The sequence below is a fragment of the Microcoleus sp. T2B6 genome (assembly GCF_036700475.1).
Classification (GTDB): Bacteria; Cyanobacteriota; Cyanobacteriia; order Cyanobacteriales; family Microcoleaceae; genus Microcoleus.
Genome location: NZ_JAUBOZ010000011.1, coordinates 37137 through 52462 on the forward strand (window position 1 = coordinate 37137; position 15326 = coordinate 52462).

The 15326-nt window shown below is 46.2% G+C and carries 15 protein-coding genes; 7 read left to right on the top strand and 8 right to left on the bottom strand.

Going from position 1 to position 15326, the window contains the following annotated elements; all coding sequences use genetic code 11:
* Positions 1-41: 41 nt before the first annotated feature.
* From QUA00_RS07355 to QUA00_RS07370, 4 genes are all read right to left on the bottom strand, one after another.
* Complete coding sequence (locus tag QUA00_RS07355; RefSeq protein WP_333409214.1) at positions 42-992, bottom strand: PmeII family type II restriction endonuclease; 951 nt, start codon at positions 990-992, stop codon at positions 42-44.
* A gap of 34 nt (positions 993-1026) precedes the next feature.
* Positions 1027-2202, bottom strand: a complete 1176-nt coding sequence (locus tag QUA00_RS07360) for a DNA cytosine methyltransferase (protein WP_333409215.1) — start codon at positions 2200-2202, stop codon at positions 1027-1029.
* Positions 2203-2251: 49 nt separating this feature from the next.
* Positions 2252-3091, bottom strand: a complete 840-nt coding sequence (locus tag QUA00_RS07365) for a TdeIII family type II restriction endonuclease (RefSeq protein WP_333409216.1) — start codon at positions 3089-3091, stop codon at positions 2252-2254.
* A gap of 132 nt (positions 3092-3223) precedes the next feature.
* Positions 3224-6433: a glycoside hydrolase family 15 protein gene (locus tag QUA00_RS07370; RefSeq protein WP_333409217.1), complete on the bottom strand. Its 3210-nt coding sequence runs from the start codon at positions 6431-6433 to the stop codon at positions 3224-3226.
* A 111-nt stretch (positions 6434-6544) separates the two neighbouring features.
* On the opposite strand from QUA00_RS07370, the gene QUA00_RS07375 reads away from it, so the two are divergent.
* Both QUA00_RS07375 and QUA00_RS07380 read left to right on the top strand, forming a co-directional pair.
* The gene (locus QUA00_RS07375) at positions 6545-6682 is read left to right on the top strand and encodes a hypothetical protein (RefSeq protein WP_333038037.1); all 138 of its coding nucleotides are present in this window, start codon (positions 6545-6547) and stop codon (positions 6680-6682) included.
* A 207-nt stretch (positions 6683-6889) separates the two neighbouring features.
* A complete protein-coding gene (locus tag QUA00_RS07380; protein WP_333409218.1) occupies positions 6890-7621 on the top strand; it encodes a WecB/TagA/CpsF family glycosyltransferase in 732 nt (243 codons plus the stop codon).
* A 293-nt stretch (positions 7622-7914) separates the two neighbouring features.
* Here QUA00_RS07380 and QUA00_RS07385 read toward each other — a convergent pair whose 3' ends face one another.
* Together QUA00_RS07385 and QUA00_RS07390 are read right to left on the bottom strand one after the other, a co-directional pair.
* Positions 7915-10242, bottom strand: a complete 2328-nt coding sequence (locus QUA00_RS07385) for a S8 family serine peptidase (RefSeq protein WP_333409219.1) — start codon at positions 10240-10242, stop codon at positions 7915-7917.
* Between the two features lie 285 nt (positions 10243-10527).
* On the bottom strand, positions 10528-10926 hold the full coding sequence (locus tag QUA00_RS07390) for a transcriptional regulator (RefSeq protein ID WP_333140236.1): 399 nt from the start codon (positions 10924-10926) through the stop codon (positions 10528-10530).
* 327 nt (positions 10927-11253) lie between these two features.
* Here QUA00_RS07390 and QUA00_RS07395 point away from each other — a divergent pair, with 327 nt between their 5' ends.
* From QUA00_RS07395 to grxD, 3 genes are all read left to right on the top strand, one after another.
* Positions 11254-11877, top strand: a complete 624-nt coding sequence (locus tag QUA00_RS07395) for a hypothetical protein (RefSeq protein WP_333140235.1) — start codon at positions 11254-11256, stop codon at positions 11875-11877.
* 42 nt (positions 11878-11919) lie between these two features.
* Positions 11920-12180 (top strand): BolA family transcriptional regulator, encoded by a 261-nt coding sequence (locus QUA00_RS07400; protein WP_333042760.1) that lies wholly within the window; start codon positions 11920-11922, stop codon positions 12178-12180.
* Positions 12181-12381: 201 nt separating this feature from the next.
* Entirely contained in the window at positions 12382-12705 is a 324-nt protein-coding gene (gene grxD, locus QUA00_RS07405) for a Grx4 family monothiol glutaredoxin (RefSeq protein WP_333140233.1), read from the top strand.
* Positions 12706-12998: 293 nt separating this feature from the next.
* Here the strand turns inward: grxD and QUA00_RS07410 are convergent, their stop codons facing one another.
* A complete protein-coding gene (locus tag QUA00_RS07410) occupies positions 12999-13253 on the bottom strand; it encodes a DUF6761 family protein (RefSeq protein WP_333146016.1) in 255 nt (84 codons plus the stop codon).
* A 595-nt stretch (positions 13254-13848) separates the two neighbouring features.
* Between QUA00_RS07410 and QUA00_RS07415 the strand changes: the two genes are divergently transcribed.
* Positions 13849-14580 (top strand): response regulator transcription factor, encoded by a 732-nt coding sequence (locus tag QUA00_RS07415; protein ID WP_333140230.1) that lies wholly within the window; start codon positions 13849-13851, stop codon positions 14578-14580.
* 26 nt (positions 14581-14606) lie between these two features.
* Here QUA00_RS07415 and QUA00_RS07420 read toward each other — a convergent pair whose 3' ends face one another.
* Positions 14607-15059: a 4a-hydroxytetrahydrobiopterin dehydratase gene (locus tag QUA00_RS07420; protein WP_333140229.1), complete on the bottom strand. Its 453-nt coding sequence runs from the start codon at positions 15057-15059 to the stop codon at positions 14607-14609.
* A 74-nt stretch (positions 15060-15133) separates the two neighbouring features.
* On the opposite strand from QUA00_RS07420, the gene QUA00_RS07425 reads away from it, so the two are divergent.
* Positions 15134-15286, top strand: a complete 153-nt coding sequence (locus QUA00_RS07425; protein WP_333409220.1) for a hypothetical protein — start codon at positions 15134-15136, stop codon at positions 15284-15286.
* Positions 15287-15326 lie beyond the last annotated feature (40 nt).

Here is a 15326-nt window from a genome sequence, read left to right on the forward strand (position 1 = left end):
TGGTTTGTAGTAGCGTTTGGGCGCTACTACGAACCAGTCAATCAAAATATATCTGCTATATAGTTAAAAACACCTTGACTTCCCTCGCCGTACTTTCCGATAAATTCAGCGATGATTCGATCGCTACACCTTTCTATAGCTTCATCAATAGAACTTTGCGCTAAAACTTGACTAGCTGACTGACGCAAAACTTCAAACAGATTCACAGTATAGCGAGTATCTTCACTAACAAAATCCCACAGTTCTCGACCGATTAAAGTTATCATTTCCGAATTGGGCAAAATTTGCTTCAGTAAACCAAGTGTTACAGTTTTATTAGTTCTTTTGCCGTAAGCTATACCAATATAAGCGCGATCGCCCTCCTGAATTTTTTCCTCAATTTTGGCAGCCCAATATACTATCTGGTCTTTATCCATATCATTCGGGCCACTTTTTACCTGTATCCAGCATTTCTCGCCATCACTGGTAGTTTTAATTGCGTCCCATCCAGACTCTTCCGGTGGAATTTCTGCACTTTCAGAGCAAGATATCAATAGTTTTTGAATAAACAATCCCATTGAAGTGACAATATACCTAGTAGCAGTCATATAAACATTAAGCCTGACAACTTCTTCGGGAGTGTCCAGATTTAACGCCCTAATTAAAAATGGGTTGGGATGAATTTTCCCTAAAGTCAGATTTTCAACCATAACTAGCTGTCGCCCAGTAAAATCTCGACAAATGCTGGCTAAAAAATTTTCAGCCATAGTAAGTTGCAGCGACAGTTGGCCTGAAGATATAAATGCTAAAATGCGTTCAATCTCATCGGGAGTAAATCTCAGGCCTCTTTTGCCCGATATGCTGCTGATGCCGTTTATAAGTGTTTCTGCTTCTAAGTTAATAAATTCTTCTAACTCCGCAAAGTGACCGGCTAAAGATTGAGACTTTCTGGCCGGCAGTCCTACTTCTTTTTCTAAAACAAATGCTAATAATTCATGAAGTTGCTCTGACACTTTTATTTCTCCTAAACTCTGTTTTAAATATTAGTTAATTAAAGAGAGAAAGCTGTTGAATAATTTCTCGTCCTTGGACTCGATCGCCCTTAATTACCTGACAAAGGTATTGACCGATCGCCTCTCCCAATAATACCGGAACTGCATTCCCAATTTGCCGATATTTAGAAGCAGTCGATCCATAAAAAACCCAATCATCTGGAAACGTCTGAATTCTGGCGCACTCCCTTACACTCAAAGGACGCAATTCATCGGGATGACACATATCTGTAGCCTTTTGATGAGGACTCGTGGTGACAGTAGGCGACGGTTTATCCCATGCCAAGCGCCGATAAAAACCCACTTTACCGCCTTCAGATTTATAAGCTCCTCCCATTGCTTCTTGTTGTAATTCGCTGGGTAAATGCCTCCAGTTTTGACCTGCTGTTAACAGGCGCAAATACTTGAGGCGACTTTCTGAGTAAGGGATAAATTCTGGCTGAGAATCTACTAAATCTTTTAATCCTTCTCTAAGCGTCAGCCATTTGGGTTTTTTACCAGTACCTTTCTGACTGTAATTTGGGAGCGGCAAAGTAACTGAATCATTACCTTTATAACCAATAAAGATTACTCTTTCTCTAACTTGAGGAACGCCGTAATCAGCAGTATTGAGCAAATCATACACAACTTCATAACCAATGCGTTTCATCTCTGCCAAAATCACTTGTAAAGCTGCACCGGGCATTTCATCAGCTTCTAACAGGGGGTAACCTAAACCTCTGCGATCGTGAGGTCGATGTCGAAGCGGAGCTGACAGCAATCCCTTAACATTTTCCATGATAAAAAAGCGCGGTTTTATTTCGTCAACAATGCGTATGAAATCCATAAATAAGCTACCGCGCGGATCGCCAACAGACCCCCGTTTTCCGGCTGTGCTGAAAGGTTGGCACGGGGGGCCACCAGTCACTAAATCTACTTCATCAGCGCGCAGAGGTCTATCTAAACCTAAGATTTGTCCGCCTTCTTGTAATAGAGTTTGGGCGCTGACTTGGCAAATATCTCTCGGTACAGCAGATAAGGATAAATGAGGACGATTTAGAGAGATTGTTTTGGTAGCATCCGGTTCGATTTCTACTAAACTTACTGTCTGAAATCCTGCTTTTTCTAGACCTAAATCTAAACCGTATGCTCCAGCAAAGAGGCTAATAGTTATCGGTTTGTTGTTAATCACAGGTTTTTGCCTCAAGACTAGATATTGCTGGAATGAAAATTGTACTTTACTAAAATCCAAAAGCAAGAGCATCAAGCATATGCTTACCCTTCTCCCGCCCAACTTCTTGATATATATCCAAAAGTTCTTCGTAGGCAGTCTCTCCCCCTATAATATTCCAAAACTCATGTCCCATAATGACAGCTTGTTCAAAAGGCGTATACTTCCTTGCCACTGACCATTTATAATCTGAACGATTTGGCCCGTAAGGATTGTAAGCCATAGCATAATAACATTGAGCAGCGGGGCGAGACTGTCCGCAAAGTAAATGAAATCTCAGCAGTCGTTGAATTACCTCCAAACATTGTCCTTTGTTGGGTTTTGAGCCTTTAATTTCAAAGAAAAATTTGCTCCCGTCATGGGATAGCACGTACAAATCTGCTTTGGCAGATCGCCGAACTAAATGGTTAGTTTTTTGAGCCTCCAGAACAGCTTCTATCATTTCTTCAAAAGCAGGTTTATTTGTGTTTTTGTCTGCTGACTGCTCAAATAGTGCTATCTGACGCTCAATTTCATTAATAGCCTCTATGCTAACTTCGCCAGAAATTTCATAGCTTCTGCTTGCTTCTTGGTGATGTTCCAAAGCAATGAGTTTGGCACATTCTTCATAGGTTGTGCCCAAGCGGCTGATGAAAGCTCTTTCAAACTCGTTAATTCTGAGCAACTCTGACGGGACGATCGCAGTTTGTAATAGTTCCGATTGTTCTGTAGAGGATGGGGAAGATAAATGTGTTGCTGGAATATCAAGTTTCGGTATTAGCCGTCCTCTGTATTCATTGACAAGATTTTCGATGAAAACTTCTAAGTATGCTTTGATTATGACGCGGGTAGTTGAGCTAATGGCTGACATTATTTTACTGCAAACATTCTGTTGACTAGACTTGTGACAAAACTGTGAGACAAAATCAAGCTTACTCCCTTATTTCTTAGTCCGCGTAGGCGGACTTCGTTTGTGTAGTTGCGGTTTCAACCGCCGAATGATCTATCCAAACTTCGTCAAGAATCGGAAAGCATCGAGTACATGACTCGCGCAAACGTAAGGCGAAGTATTGTAAAAAGCTTGCCAAGCCGCCGCTTTATCTTCATCGTATTTACCCGCTCTTTCCGGGTTTTTTCCTTGCCAATTCAGCCGCACTGCGTGACCGACTAATACATCTAAAACGATGTATTCTTCTACTTGCAATTCTGGGTTGCGCTGGGCGATCGCCGCCAACTCCATCAGCGCCTCAATATTGACTTGCCGGTATTCGGGTGCGACAATTTTATTCAGCAAATGCTCAATTTGTAGCGCGAAATTCTTTTCGCCCGGCGTCATTTCCGATAAAATGATATGGCTATCTAACCGATTCCGCCGCTCTAATTTGTCGCCAATTATCAAGCCTTTGCAGTGCCGCAGCAGTCCCCAAACACTCGGATAAAAATCCTTCGGTACGCGATTGACAGTACCTTCCATTTGCCGCTTCCGGCGCCATCCTCCCCCAGGCATGGTTGGTTCTTCAGAAACTGGCGCTACTACCCATTCAATATCTTTTTCCGGCTGTTTGACGCGCAGGGATTCTTGCTGTTTGAGGATTTGATTCATTTCCTCGTATTCCGTCAACACTTGGCGCAGGCGATTTTTGATTTCAAAGGGACTTAGCTGCATTAAATATTCGTAAGCTTCATTTTGCGTAACTCCTAACTCGCGGGCTAATTCGCTTGTTAAGAGCAAAATAAAGTAGCTAACTCTCAGCGTCAGCAGGCCTTTAAATAACTGGGGTTCGGCTTTAATTAACAAGCCGAGGTAGATGAGAACTTCTTGAGTTAGAACTCGATCGCGAATGTCTTCTCCACAGAATTGGCGAATTTTGTCCATCACTTCCGTGTAAGAGCCCGGCCGCGAAATTATCGCATCTTCGCTGTAGGCTTTCCCCACAGCAATCTGTTTTTGCCGTACCAAAATGTCTGTCACCGCATCGGATAAGCTGATATCAACTTTGTCCAGCAAACCTGCGGCATGGCGGATGACTGCCCATTGGATTTTTGATTGCGAACTTTCTCCAGCTTTTGTATAAACTTCGTTGATCAAATCCACAACTTGCACAGTGGTTTCCGCACCTCCAAATCCTGTATCAAAATTTAATCCTTTGAGGCGAACTAATGTGTGCAGCAACTCAATTTGTTCGTACAAATTTTCTGAATCGCGCAGGCTAGTTAGCAAGAATTGAGTATTAGTTTCGCACTCTAATTTAAATTCTTGCGTATGACCCAAAGGCCAAGTTTTTTCAGGATGGTAAGTTAGATAGCTGCGCGTTTCTACTGCACCTGTCACCGGAGATTCGGTAAATTCAAAATCGTGCATGGAATCAATTCTTTCGGTGCCAGCGGTCAGCATTAACTGCTTAAGATTTCCGAGTTTAACTGGCGTGTTGTTGCAGTGTCCATCCCGGAATTCTTTCATTAATTCTAACAACGCTTCCCGACCGGTTTCCAGCATCGTGTGAGTCAGCATCAGCGTTACCGTAGGGCGTCCCAACTGATACCAGTGGTGGTGAATGTGAGCTATTTCGCTTTTGATTTGAGCTACTAAAAAATGGTAATCTAAAGTTAAGTAAAACTCTTGTCTGTTCAAAAATGAGGGGAGGAATACGATCGCCTCTTCGCGAATTTTAAACACCCGAGAAGTTGTTAAACTCCGCAGACGGCGCACGGGGCGACCGGTTAAGCCTAATGGGTCGTTGCGTCCAATTTGCGTGTAAATAGCTGATAATTCTTTAGTCTGGCGGACTTGAATAGGTTCTACCTGTTTTGGAGTTTGCGCCGCAATGCCGTTAGCTGCTAATTCTGCTTGCAAATCTTCGTCTTCAGCTAACAGTGCAATTTGCACTAAAGGTTCTCTGTGTTGGCCCACTGACAGGTGCCTTCCCAGCGGGTCAATATCGCCCACTGCGATTAATCCTTCATTTAGCAATTGACCGAGAAAATACAAACTTTGCGCCCAAACGAGGGGAATATTTTCATTGGGCAAGCGCTGCTGGCTGCTGGGATTTAGCTTTTCTGCTTCAATATTTTCGGCGGGGACGTAGTACAATTCTGGTAGTAGCGGCAAACCAGAGCGATCGACTGCTAGAGATTCCAAACGCTGCTGGTACTCCTGCACTTGGGCTTGATTTCCCTGAAATATGCCGTCCAACAATAAATAAGTGAAAAATAGCGGCCACTCGCATTCAATGTGCTCGAACTGCCTTAATTCTGTGGGTTCGTAGTGCAGGCGATCGGCATCTTCTAAAACTGTTTGGTGTCCGTCCCGCAGAAACCGCTTGCAGCCGTAATTTCCTTGCAATTTGTCAATAATCTTATTCCGAGTCCGTTCTATTAATTCTCGGTCTTCCACAGCAAAAGCCGGAAAACTAATCACACTCAATAAAGCGGCATCTACTTCTTTTGAACTAGATTCGCGAGGCAAAAGCGATTCCAAAGTTATGCGACTTCTGGCAATTTCGTCGGGCAAAACGTGAATCACCGATGCTTGAGAGCCTTTAATTCCGAACAAATCCAACCCATTTATTGCTTCCAGCGCTGCTTTTGCCATACCAACTGAACTGGCGTTCAATTCTGCATTGCCTCGATTGATTTTATGACCTCTTTCCCAAATTCCGTAATCCGGCGTGCGGTAGGCTCTACCGATGTAGTAAACTAAATTTTGCACGAAATTGACTTCATCAATTGTAAAAATTACGTGCAGCCCGGAAGCCGTCATTTGAGCAAGAATTAATAAGAATATAGATGTAGCGTCTAACTGTAAATGTCCCCACTGGTCATCACCGACAACAATACTTCCAGTTTGAGTATTGTATTTAGCGTGCAGGGCATCTAGCGGCGACTGAGTATTTTTAAAATGTTCTACTTTGCTCGATTGCTGCATCATCGCAAACAGCAAGCCGCGCATCAGTTTGACTGTGCTGTGTTCGAGTTCAAATGTTCTGCCCTGATCGCCATCTATTTTGCGGTAAGCTAAACCCAAACCCCAAACTGCGAGAATGCTGTACACGTTGTCGCGCACCCAGGCATCGGTGTAGTCGCCGTGGGCGTTAACGGCGGTACTCGCCGGCAGCAAACCTGTAATTGGGTTCTGGCGCTTGAGGATGATGGTTTTGATTTGCTCGTAGTAATAATCTAACCTGGTTTGCCGCTGGTTTTTTGCGATCGCCATTTCGTTTTCCTGCTTTTTCCTGATGCGAGTAGATTTGGGGTGAATAGACTTTTAAATATATCAGAGATTAGATTATTTCTCAAGTTATCCAAACACAAAAAGGTAATTGCCATGTCTACCCAAAACCACAATAACAACAGCGTCCCTTTCGTGAAAGTTGTCTACTCTACAGTGAAAATTAATGGTAAAATTGAGCTAGTACCGATGGAATGGTACGCAGACGGCTCTGTCAAAAAAATCGAACGCTAATGCTCGATCGCACTTGGCGGGCCAACTCTAATGAACTGGCGCGACCCGTCGCTTACAAAAAAACCGGTTTCTGGGCCACCGAACGATGACTTAACAGACTTTTGGTGGCACAAACCGGGTTTTTTGCGACCAAAACTGCTCTAGCGTCGATCGCCAATCTCAGCTAATTTAAATAACTAGGTGTGTAGGAATCTCAAAGAAAAAAATATGGATGGATCGCGCCCGCAATTTTCAGTGCTGGGACTACCAGTTCACATATTAGATGATTATGCAGGTTGGCTGATGCAGCGCCTGCATCAAGGGTTAGGAAGTCATGTGGTGACTTTGAATGCTGAAATGGCGATGCAAGCCGAGCAAAATCAGGCATTAGCGGATGTAATCCGCAAAGCGGAACTCGTGATTCCCGACGGTTCGGGAGTGGTGCTGTACTTGCGGCTGCGTGGCAAACCGGCCCAGCGCTATCCGGGGATTGAATTAGCAGAATCGCTGCTGCAACAAGCCGGAAAATTGCCTGATTCGGAACCACTATTTTTCTTTGGAGGTTCCCCTGGAGTGGCGGCTGCGGCGGCCCAAACTTGGCAGCAAAAAGTTAACGGATTGTCGATTGCTTCTCAACACGGTTATCTTTCCGCCGATGAAGAGAAAGACTTCCGTGAAAGCCTCAAACAAATGCAGCCCAAACTAATTTTTGTAGGCTTGGGAGTGCCGCGCCAAGAATTTTGGATTGCCGAACACCGACACCTTTGCCCTGGTTCGATTTGGGTGGGAGTTGGCGGCAGTTTCGATATTTGGGCGGGAACAAAAACCCGCGCGCCGGCTTGGTTTTGCGACAATCATTTAGAATGGCTGTACCGGCTTTATCAAGAACCTTGGCGGTGGCGCAGAATGTTAGCTTTGCCACAATTTGCCTTGAAAGCTTTGGGGGATTTTCGAGGGTAAGTTAATAGCATCAATCTTCTGTCTGATTCACAATCCTCTCGATCCCCCCTAACCCCCCTTAACAAGGGGGGGACAAGAATTGAGTCACAATCCTCTCGATCCCCCCTAACCCCCCTTAACAAGGGGGGGACAAGAATGTCGTCAAAATTTTCCTTATTAAGGGGGATTCGAGGGGCTCTAGACTCGACTACAAGCGACATAAATCCTGTTATTTCTTGAGTCCGCGCAGGCGGACTTTGTTTGTGTAGTAGCGGTTTCAACCGCCGATTCTAATCAATACGAACCTATTGCCATTAGACAATGTAAGGAGAATCGATCGCCTTTGCCCGATTAGTTGCCACCAAAGTCTGGTAAATCAAAACCGAAATCTCAGCGCGGGTAATGTCCCGAAGTGGCGAAAGCCAATCGCGGGAAGGATAATTAACTACAATCTTCAAAGCAGTTGCTGTGCCGATCGCACTCAAAGCATAATTAGGAATTTGAGAGCGATCGGTGTAAACTTTCAAAGAATCAGGATTGCCGCCCTTAAGTTCCAAACCGTTAACCAAAGACACGATCGCGTCAGCCTTAGTCAAATTCAGATTCGGGCCGAACTTCAAGCCGGGAAACCCCGCCAAAAACCCCCCCCGATTTGCCCGTTCGATCGCACTTCTCGCCCAAAAAGTAGCAGAAACATCAATAAAATTTGTAGCCGGCACCCTGGGAATCGGACTAAACGCACTCACCAACAGCGCCGCATATTGAGCACGGTTTAAACTCTCATCAGGCCTAAAAGAACCGTCAGGAAAACCGGTAACTATATTCGCCGCAGCCAAAGCTTCAATAAACTTCTGTGCCCAATGTCCAGAAATATCACTGAACACCGCACCCCCGATATTCGGATTGCCGCCGCCCTTTCTCACCGCAGCTTGCACAGCTTTAAAAGCATTCACTTTCCCGTAACCAAACCAATCGCTGCGGCCGTTGTTAGGATCGTAATTTCCCATGCGATTGCCCAACTGGGGATCGGGATCGGGATCGACAATTTTCTCAGCAGTTTGTTCGAGAATTCCCCGCACTTCCCGCGCCGTCAAACGGGGGTTAGCCGAAAGTATCAACCCTGCAACGCCAGCGACTACTGGAGTGGCGCTGGAAGTACCGCCAAAAGTATCCGTATAGTCCCCCCAGTCGTAGCCCCGATCGCCCACTCGATCGGCAGTAAACACCCCCAAACCGGGCAAATACTGCGTCACCTCCGGCGGCGTGCTGATATATCCGGTTTCTGGCAACCAAGTTCCCGGCGGCGCGTTGTTGCTGGGGGCGCAAACCGAGATGCTGGTACCCCAATTGCTGTAGGCTGCTTTTTTGTTGAGGGAAGTGGAAGCGCTGACGGCAATTACGTCTGGGTGTACGGCAAATCCGTTTAGCCATCTAGTTTGACCCTCCACGACGTTGTTGGGCCAGCCTTTCTCGTTAACAGTACCGTTGACTGGGCGGTTGGCATTCCCCGCTGCGAACAGAATAACGCAGCCTCTGCCGCCCCGCCCTTGGGTTGCTGCTTTGGTGATAACGGCACTCTGCCGCAGGGAAAGGGGATAGTAAACTGCCGCAGGCCCCCAACTGCAAGAAATGACGGCGGCACCTTTTTCGATCGCCCAATTAAATATTTTTTCGACAGAATTGTCATCGAGAAAACCACTGGTACGGATGGGCATCAGGGCGCATCCGGGGGCGACGCCGACAATGCCTTTGCCGTTTTCTTCAGCAACGGCGACGCCGGCACAACTTGTGCCGTGGTTGTCTGAGTCGGCGACTGGCATCGGCGAAGTGTCGCCCTCTTTTAAATCGATGGCTGAGACGATTTTGCCTTGGCCTTGAAAATCTGGGTGGGTGATGTCAACTGCATCGTCGGCGATGGCAATTACGATCGATCGAACTCCGCGAGTCATGTTCCAAGCTGGTTCTGCATAAATTTGAGCACCGCCGACAAGTTCCTTGCCGCCTTTGTTGTTGAGATACCACTGTTTGGGATAAAGCGGATCGCGGGGCGTATAATGCTGCTGCGTCTCTACTAAAATGTTGGGTTCTGCTACGAGAACTTCTGGATATCTTGTCAGGCGGTTGGCAATTTTGATCGGGTTTTCTGTTGCTTGTTTTGTGACTTCGCAGACGAAAGTGTTGGGAATTCCTTCTACTGGCCGGACTATTTTTAAAGCTGCTGCATTGGCGATCGCAGTTCGCGATTGTTCGTCTACTTGTTCGCCAAATTGAATTGTAATTTGGTCTGTCAGGTAAAAGAATGTACTCGGATTGTTCGCGGGGCAATAGACGTGGCTGGCAAAAGCTACGGCATCGCTGGCGCGGGCTGCTTGCATTGCTGCTTCTAGGCTAGAGGGCGCAACGAGATATTCTTCGAGATTGCTTTGGCCGATGCGACGGGTGAATTTTGCCCCAGTTGTTGCAGTCCAATCGTTTGAGGTTGATGCTGTTGATGAGGGGCGGACTGTAAAGCGATCGTCCGCTTTTGACAGCAGCAATTCATCGCCGCCGCGCTGCAAAATCAGTGGGAGACTTTCATCGGGAACTCCGATACCTTGATAATTTTGTAAGGTATTTGCGGAAAGTTCGATCGGTTGTGTCATCAGAAATGCCTTTGTTTAATTTTAACCCAGTCTTACTATATTCTCGCTTAACAGGCAGGATGCCTGTTCCACAAAGACTGAATTTTCTTGTGGGGAGTAGGGTTGGGCTTCTAGCCCGCCCGTAAAAGGCTTATTAACAATGATTCAGCCAATCCCTCAAACTCACATCTTGCACCATTGTCAATAAGCCTTTTCTGAACAGGCAAGATGCCTGTTCCACAAGAAAATTTATCTTTTGTGGAACAGGCATCTTGCCTGTTAAGCGAGAATGGTGCAACATCTCAGTCAGATAAACACACCAGGATTAACATTAAAAAATTCTCCCAGCGCCTTAGCTTGGGCTTTGCTAATCGCCCGTTTACCATTAACCACCTCAGAGACTACTCCTTTGGAACCAATCACACCCACCAAATCGGCTTGTTTGAGTTCGCGAACTTCGATGAAATGCAATAGAACATCCCGGGGAGTCACTTCTGGATCTGGGTAATATTTTGATTCGTATTCTTCGATCAACAGCCCCCAGAGACTCAGTAAAGTTTCTTCTTCTACTGTTAATTCTTCTTTAGACATCAGAAAATCGACTTCTGCGAGGGCAAGATCATTATCTTCTTCGTTCAGGATTGGCTTAGGCTGAGATTTAGCCAGCAGTTGACCGTAAGCTGTTCTTTCAATTGCCATATTCATGGTGCGTTCGATTGTTGAATTAGATCGGGACTTACCCATCAAAACCATTGAAACCGGGTTTTCCACCATTTTTAAAGTCTCAAAGGCAGTATTTAGGTAAAAAAAACCCGGTTTCTGCGTCCCGGACTAGATTGCCGGGATCTGTCCAATCCCCCGCGATTTCCTTGTTCAATCCAAAATCTAAAATCCAAAATCTAAAATCCAAAATCGATCGCACCCTTTGACATTTCAACAAATTTGGTTTACACTTAGCCGGTTGCGATCGCCAATGGTAAGATCGGCTCAAGCTAAATATTTTTTTAAAGCGCACAGGCGCAAAGTAATTTCATGGTATACTCTGGAACTGTTTGTTGGCTTCGCTCCACTGCCCGGATTACGATCGGGGCGATCGCAGCTTTTACCCTATTGCAACCGATCCAAGTCCAAGCACAACAACCTTCTGGGCCAGAGAACCAACCCCAAGTCGAGCCCGCCGACGACCCCACAGACCCCAACAATCTTCGCCCTCTGACGCAAGACAGCAGTCTGCTGAGCGTCCCAGGAGGTCAGCGTTTGATGACAGAAGCCAGCAGTGCTATTTCCTCTCAGAATTACGCACTGGCTACTCAAAAACTCCAAGAATCCCGCCAAATTTTCAATCAACTGTCCAACTTCTACCAACAACTGGGTAGCAGTTTTGCCGGAATTGACATCCGATTGGCCGAAAGCCACCGCACCAAAGCTGTAGAAACAGCCCAAATGCGCGACGAAGCTACCTACCGGCTGGCGTTGGTACACCGGGCGCAAAATAAACCGGAACTGGCTGTGCCCCTGCTGATTCAGATTATTCGCTCGCAGCAGCCAACTCGCGACTTGGGCAAGAAAGCTTACCAGCAGTTACTGGAATTGGGTTTTGTGGATTCGCCCTTTCCCCGACCTGCCAGCAGTCAACCGAGCTCATCGACAAAATAGTTCCACTAAAATCTAAATTACAGCCGTTTATCACAGAAACCAATGGTTACACCGTCTCAAGTAGCAGAAATGATTAAGGCAGGGTTGCCCGACGCTAAAATACAAGTTGACGATTTGACCGGTGGCGGTGACCACTACCAGGCGAGAGTCGTCTCTGCAGCCTTTGAAGGAAAAAGCCGAGTACAGCAGCACCAAATGGTCTACGGCGCTCTCAAACAGGCAATGGCTAGTGAAGCTATCCACGCTTTGGGCTTGGAAACCTTAACTCCCGCAGAATGGGAAGCGAAAAGTCAAGTTGCTTAATTGTTGCTCGGCAATTGGGTATCACAAGTTTGTGCTTCTGTCAATAGTTGCTTGAAATACAACTGCTGCACTTACGCACAAAAACCAAAGAAACCGGGTTTTTTAACCGGAATCTATGGCTGTAACGAAAGATTTTCGTAAAAAACCCGATTTCTGCGTCAGTCAACGTTTAAAAATTTTCAAACAATATTAGGAGCTACCATGACTACAGCAGCACATGAAAGAATTGACGAGTTGGTTAAGCAAAACAAAATCATGGTGTTTATGAAGGGCAATAAGTTAATGCCCCAGTGTGGTTTTTCTAATACTGTGGTGCAAATTCTCAATACTTTGGGAGTGCCTTACGAAACTGTTGATGTTTTGGCAGACCAGGAAATTCGTCAAGGCGTTAAAGAGTATTCCAACTGGCCGACAATTCCCCAAGTTTATATCAACGGCGAGTTTATTGGTGGCTCGGATATTATGATCGAGATGTATCAAAAGGGCCAATTGCAAGAAGTTGTAGAAGTGGCTTTGGCTTCTTAAATTAGACAGAAAAAACATTTCCCCGACTTCTTAAAGAAGTCGGGGAAATAACAGCAATCGCGTTTTACGTTGAATTAGGTTGATTTACTTAATTATTCGTTACCAGGCAAAGCCTAAAAACGCAATGCAGTCGGCTACACCTCGAATTTTTAGGCTCCCAAAGCGAGGCAGAGCCTGTGGACATCGGTTCCGAGGCATAGCCAGGGAACCAGTAAAAATTCCAAACTCCCAATTCCCAATTCCCAATTCCCAATTCCCAAATCATCAAGGGTTTATCAAACCGAATTTGCTATTTAATAGTAGTCTGATTCAGCCTGTGTCTGTGTCTGTGGCATTGCAAAATTGGAGGGGTCGTGAATGTAACGCGCTGCTTCTTCCTCTAGTCTGTGAATCAGATAGGGTTCCAGGCCGTTGGAATGCCGCAGGGCTGCTAAATAGCCGTCTAAGTAAAGCCGCAGGTCATCGAAGCGATAACCTCTATTCCACATTTCGACGAGGGCGTCGGTGAGTTTTTGGTAGTGCCGGATTGTTTGGGTGTCTTGTAGCATGGTATGAGCTTGAAATCCTTTGTGGTTTGTATAATGACGGCGGGATTTAGGAACGGCCTCGATTGATGCTGAGTGGCTCAGCTTGAGGCTATTTCTAAATAAAACTTTTTACCCTGCTCAACAGGCTACCCTCCATAAAAAATTTCACTCGTTGCAATGCAGTTGCTCGACTTTTTGCGCGCACCTAGATAATTCGCTGTGCGTTTAATGGAGTCGGGATGTGGCTGAATTTGACGGTCAAAGTGGCTGAGTGTTCCGGCTACCGAGCGAACGGTTGGAGGAATTCTAGTTTCACTTGCGCGATTTGTCAACCTCCTGGGAATGGGGGCTGGGTCGGGGGGATCGCTTTTGGCAGGCGGTTGGGGCATGGGATCGATCGGCTTTACACTGTCTTATTTTCATTGTAAGCTTACCGCCAGAATGATTTCACCTTTCTGCAGGCTGACCCTGCCAAATTAACCTAATCTTTAAAATTCGTACCCTAGATATGTCCGCTGCTTTAAACGCAGCTAATGCTTGAGTAGCGATGGTTACAAAAGCTTGACAAAAGCTCTGTTAACCTTGTAGCAATTAGTGATATGGGAAGCTCGCCTCTGTGGAATCTGCAAGTATTTCAATTGTTGAAGGGAATCCGCACCTGCGATCGCTCTTGGGCTGGCATCTACAGCAAGTCGGTCACTGGGTGCACCAGTCAGCGGATATCAGTCACGCTAGGGAAATATTTTTCAGCCGCCAGCCAACCCTAGTCATTCTGGATGCCCAATTGCCGGATGGGGACGGTTTGGAATTTTGCCATTGGCTGCAACAGCAGCAGCAGTCGCTGATTTTGATGCTGTCGGCGCGGAATTCGGAATCGGATATTGTTGAAGGTTTGAAGGCGGGGGCAGACGATTACCTGACTAAACCCTTTGGGATGCAAGAGTTTATGGCCAGGGTGGAAGCTCTGATGCGCCGCAACCGCACGATGCTACCGCCGGCGACGCTGGAGTGCGGGCTGCTGAAAATTGATTTGGTGCAGCGCCGAGTCAGGTTGTACGACGAACATATTGAGCTGACTCCCCAGGAATTTAGCCTGCTGTACGTGCTAGCTCAAGCTGGAGGAGTGCCGCTGTCGCGCTCGGATTTGCTGCGTCGGGCCTGGCCTGATGCGATTGATAACCCCCGGACGATCGACACTCACGTACTCTCTCTGCGTAAAAAAATCGAAATCGACCCGCGACAGCCGAGCCTGATTCAAACTGTACGGAATGTCGGCTACCGACTGAATCTGGAGTTGTTGAATAATGCCAATCAACATTCACCCGTGCCCAGAGCGGTGCTTTCTTAGACTACGATCGGTCTATAAGTCTGATTTTATTTTGGGAATTGATTGGCGATCGCATCGGTTTTCGCCGCCATAATAAAGTCATTGCGATGCAGTCCAGAAATCTCGTGAGTCCACCAAGTAACGGTAACTTTTCCCCACTCGGTTAACAGTGCGGGGTGATGTCCTTCAGTTTCTGCTGCTTCGCCGACGCTGTTTGTAAAGGCGATCGCACTTTTGAAATCCGGGAATTCGTAGGTGCGTTCTATTTTGGGAATGCCATTTTTTTCGATCAAATTCCAGTCGGGAATTTGAGGTTTTAGCTGGACAATTTCGTAAGCTGTGAGGCGGGCAGAGTTTGGGCTGCCGGCGGCACAGCGTTCTTTTGCTAAAGGTTCCATAAATTGCTGTTTAGCGATCGGATTATCAAAGATATTATAGACATTTCTAATCTGAATTATTTTGAACGGCAACTGTCCTTTAGGATGGACATCTTGCACCATTTTCAATAAGCTTTTTATGGGCGGGTAGGATGCCCAACCCTACTCCACACAAGAAATTCACTGGGAGCATCTCAATGAAAGCAGTCAAGCTAGAAATTGGAGTTAGGAGTCAGGAGTCAGGAGAAAAGAGTCAGAAGGAAGAAGTCAGGAGCAAGAAGAAGTGTTTTTACAAATATGAAATGCTCCCAATTCACTCTTTGTGGAACAGGCATCTTGCCTGTTATTGAGAATGGTGCAAGGTAGACATTGCGATCGAAATCGTTCATA

What these genes read in the sequence shown, in the direction of transcription:
- QUA00_RS07365 (WP_333409216.1), bottom strand. Translation starts at nt 3,091, where the DNA reads ATGTCAGCCATTAGCTCAACTACCCGCGTCATAATCAAAGCATACTTA.
- QUA00_RS07370 (WP_333409217.1), bottom strand. Translation starts at nt 6,433, where the DNA reads ATGGCGATCGCAAAAAACCAGCGGCAAACCAGGTTAGATTATTACTAC.
- QUA00_RS07375 (WP_333038037.1), top strand. Translation starts at nt 6,545, where the DNA reads ATGTCTACCCAAAACCACAATAACAACAGCGTCCCTTTCGTGAAAGTT.
- QUA00_RS07380 (WP_333409218.1), top strand. Translation starts at nt 6,890, where the DNA reads ATGGATGGATCGCGCCCGCAATTTTCAGTGCTGGGACTACCAGTTCAC.
- QUA00_RS07385 (WP_333409219.1), bottom strand. Translation starts at nt 10,242, where the DNA reads ATGACACAACCGATCGAACTTTCCGCAAATACCTTACAAAATTATCAA.
- QUA00_RS07390 (WP_333140236.1), bottom strand. Translation starts at nt 10,926, where the DNA reads ATGAATATGGCAATTGAAAGAACAGCTTACGGTCAACTGCTGGCTAAA.
- QUA00_RS07395 (WP_333140235.1), top strand. Translation starts at nt 11,254, where the DNA reads ATGGTATACTCTGGAACTGTTTGTTGGCTTCGCTCCACTGCCCGGATT.
- QUA00_RS07400 (WP_333042760.1), top strand. Translation starts at nt 11,920, where the DNA reads ATGGTTACACCGTCTCAAGTAGCAGAAATGATTAAGGCAGGGTTGCCC.
- grxD (WP_333140233.1), top strand. Translation starts at nt 12,382, where the DNA reads ATGACTACAGCAGCACATGAAAGAATTGACGAGTTGGTTAAGCAAAAC.
- QUA00_RS07410 (WP_333146016.1), bottom strand. Translation starts at nt 13,253, where the DNA reads ATGCTACAAGACACCCAAACAATCCGGCACTACCAAAAACTCACCGAC.
- QUA00_RS07420 (WP_333140229.1), bottom strand. Translation starts at nt 15,059, where the DNA reads ATGGTGCAAGATGTCCATCCTAAAGGACAGTTGCCGTTCAAAATAATT.
- QUA00_RS07425 (WP_333409220.1), top strand. Translation starts at nt 15,134, where the DNA reads ATGAAAGCAGTCAAGCTAGAAATTGGAGTTAGGAGTCAGGAGTCAGGA.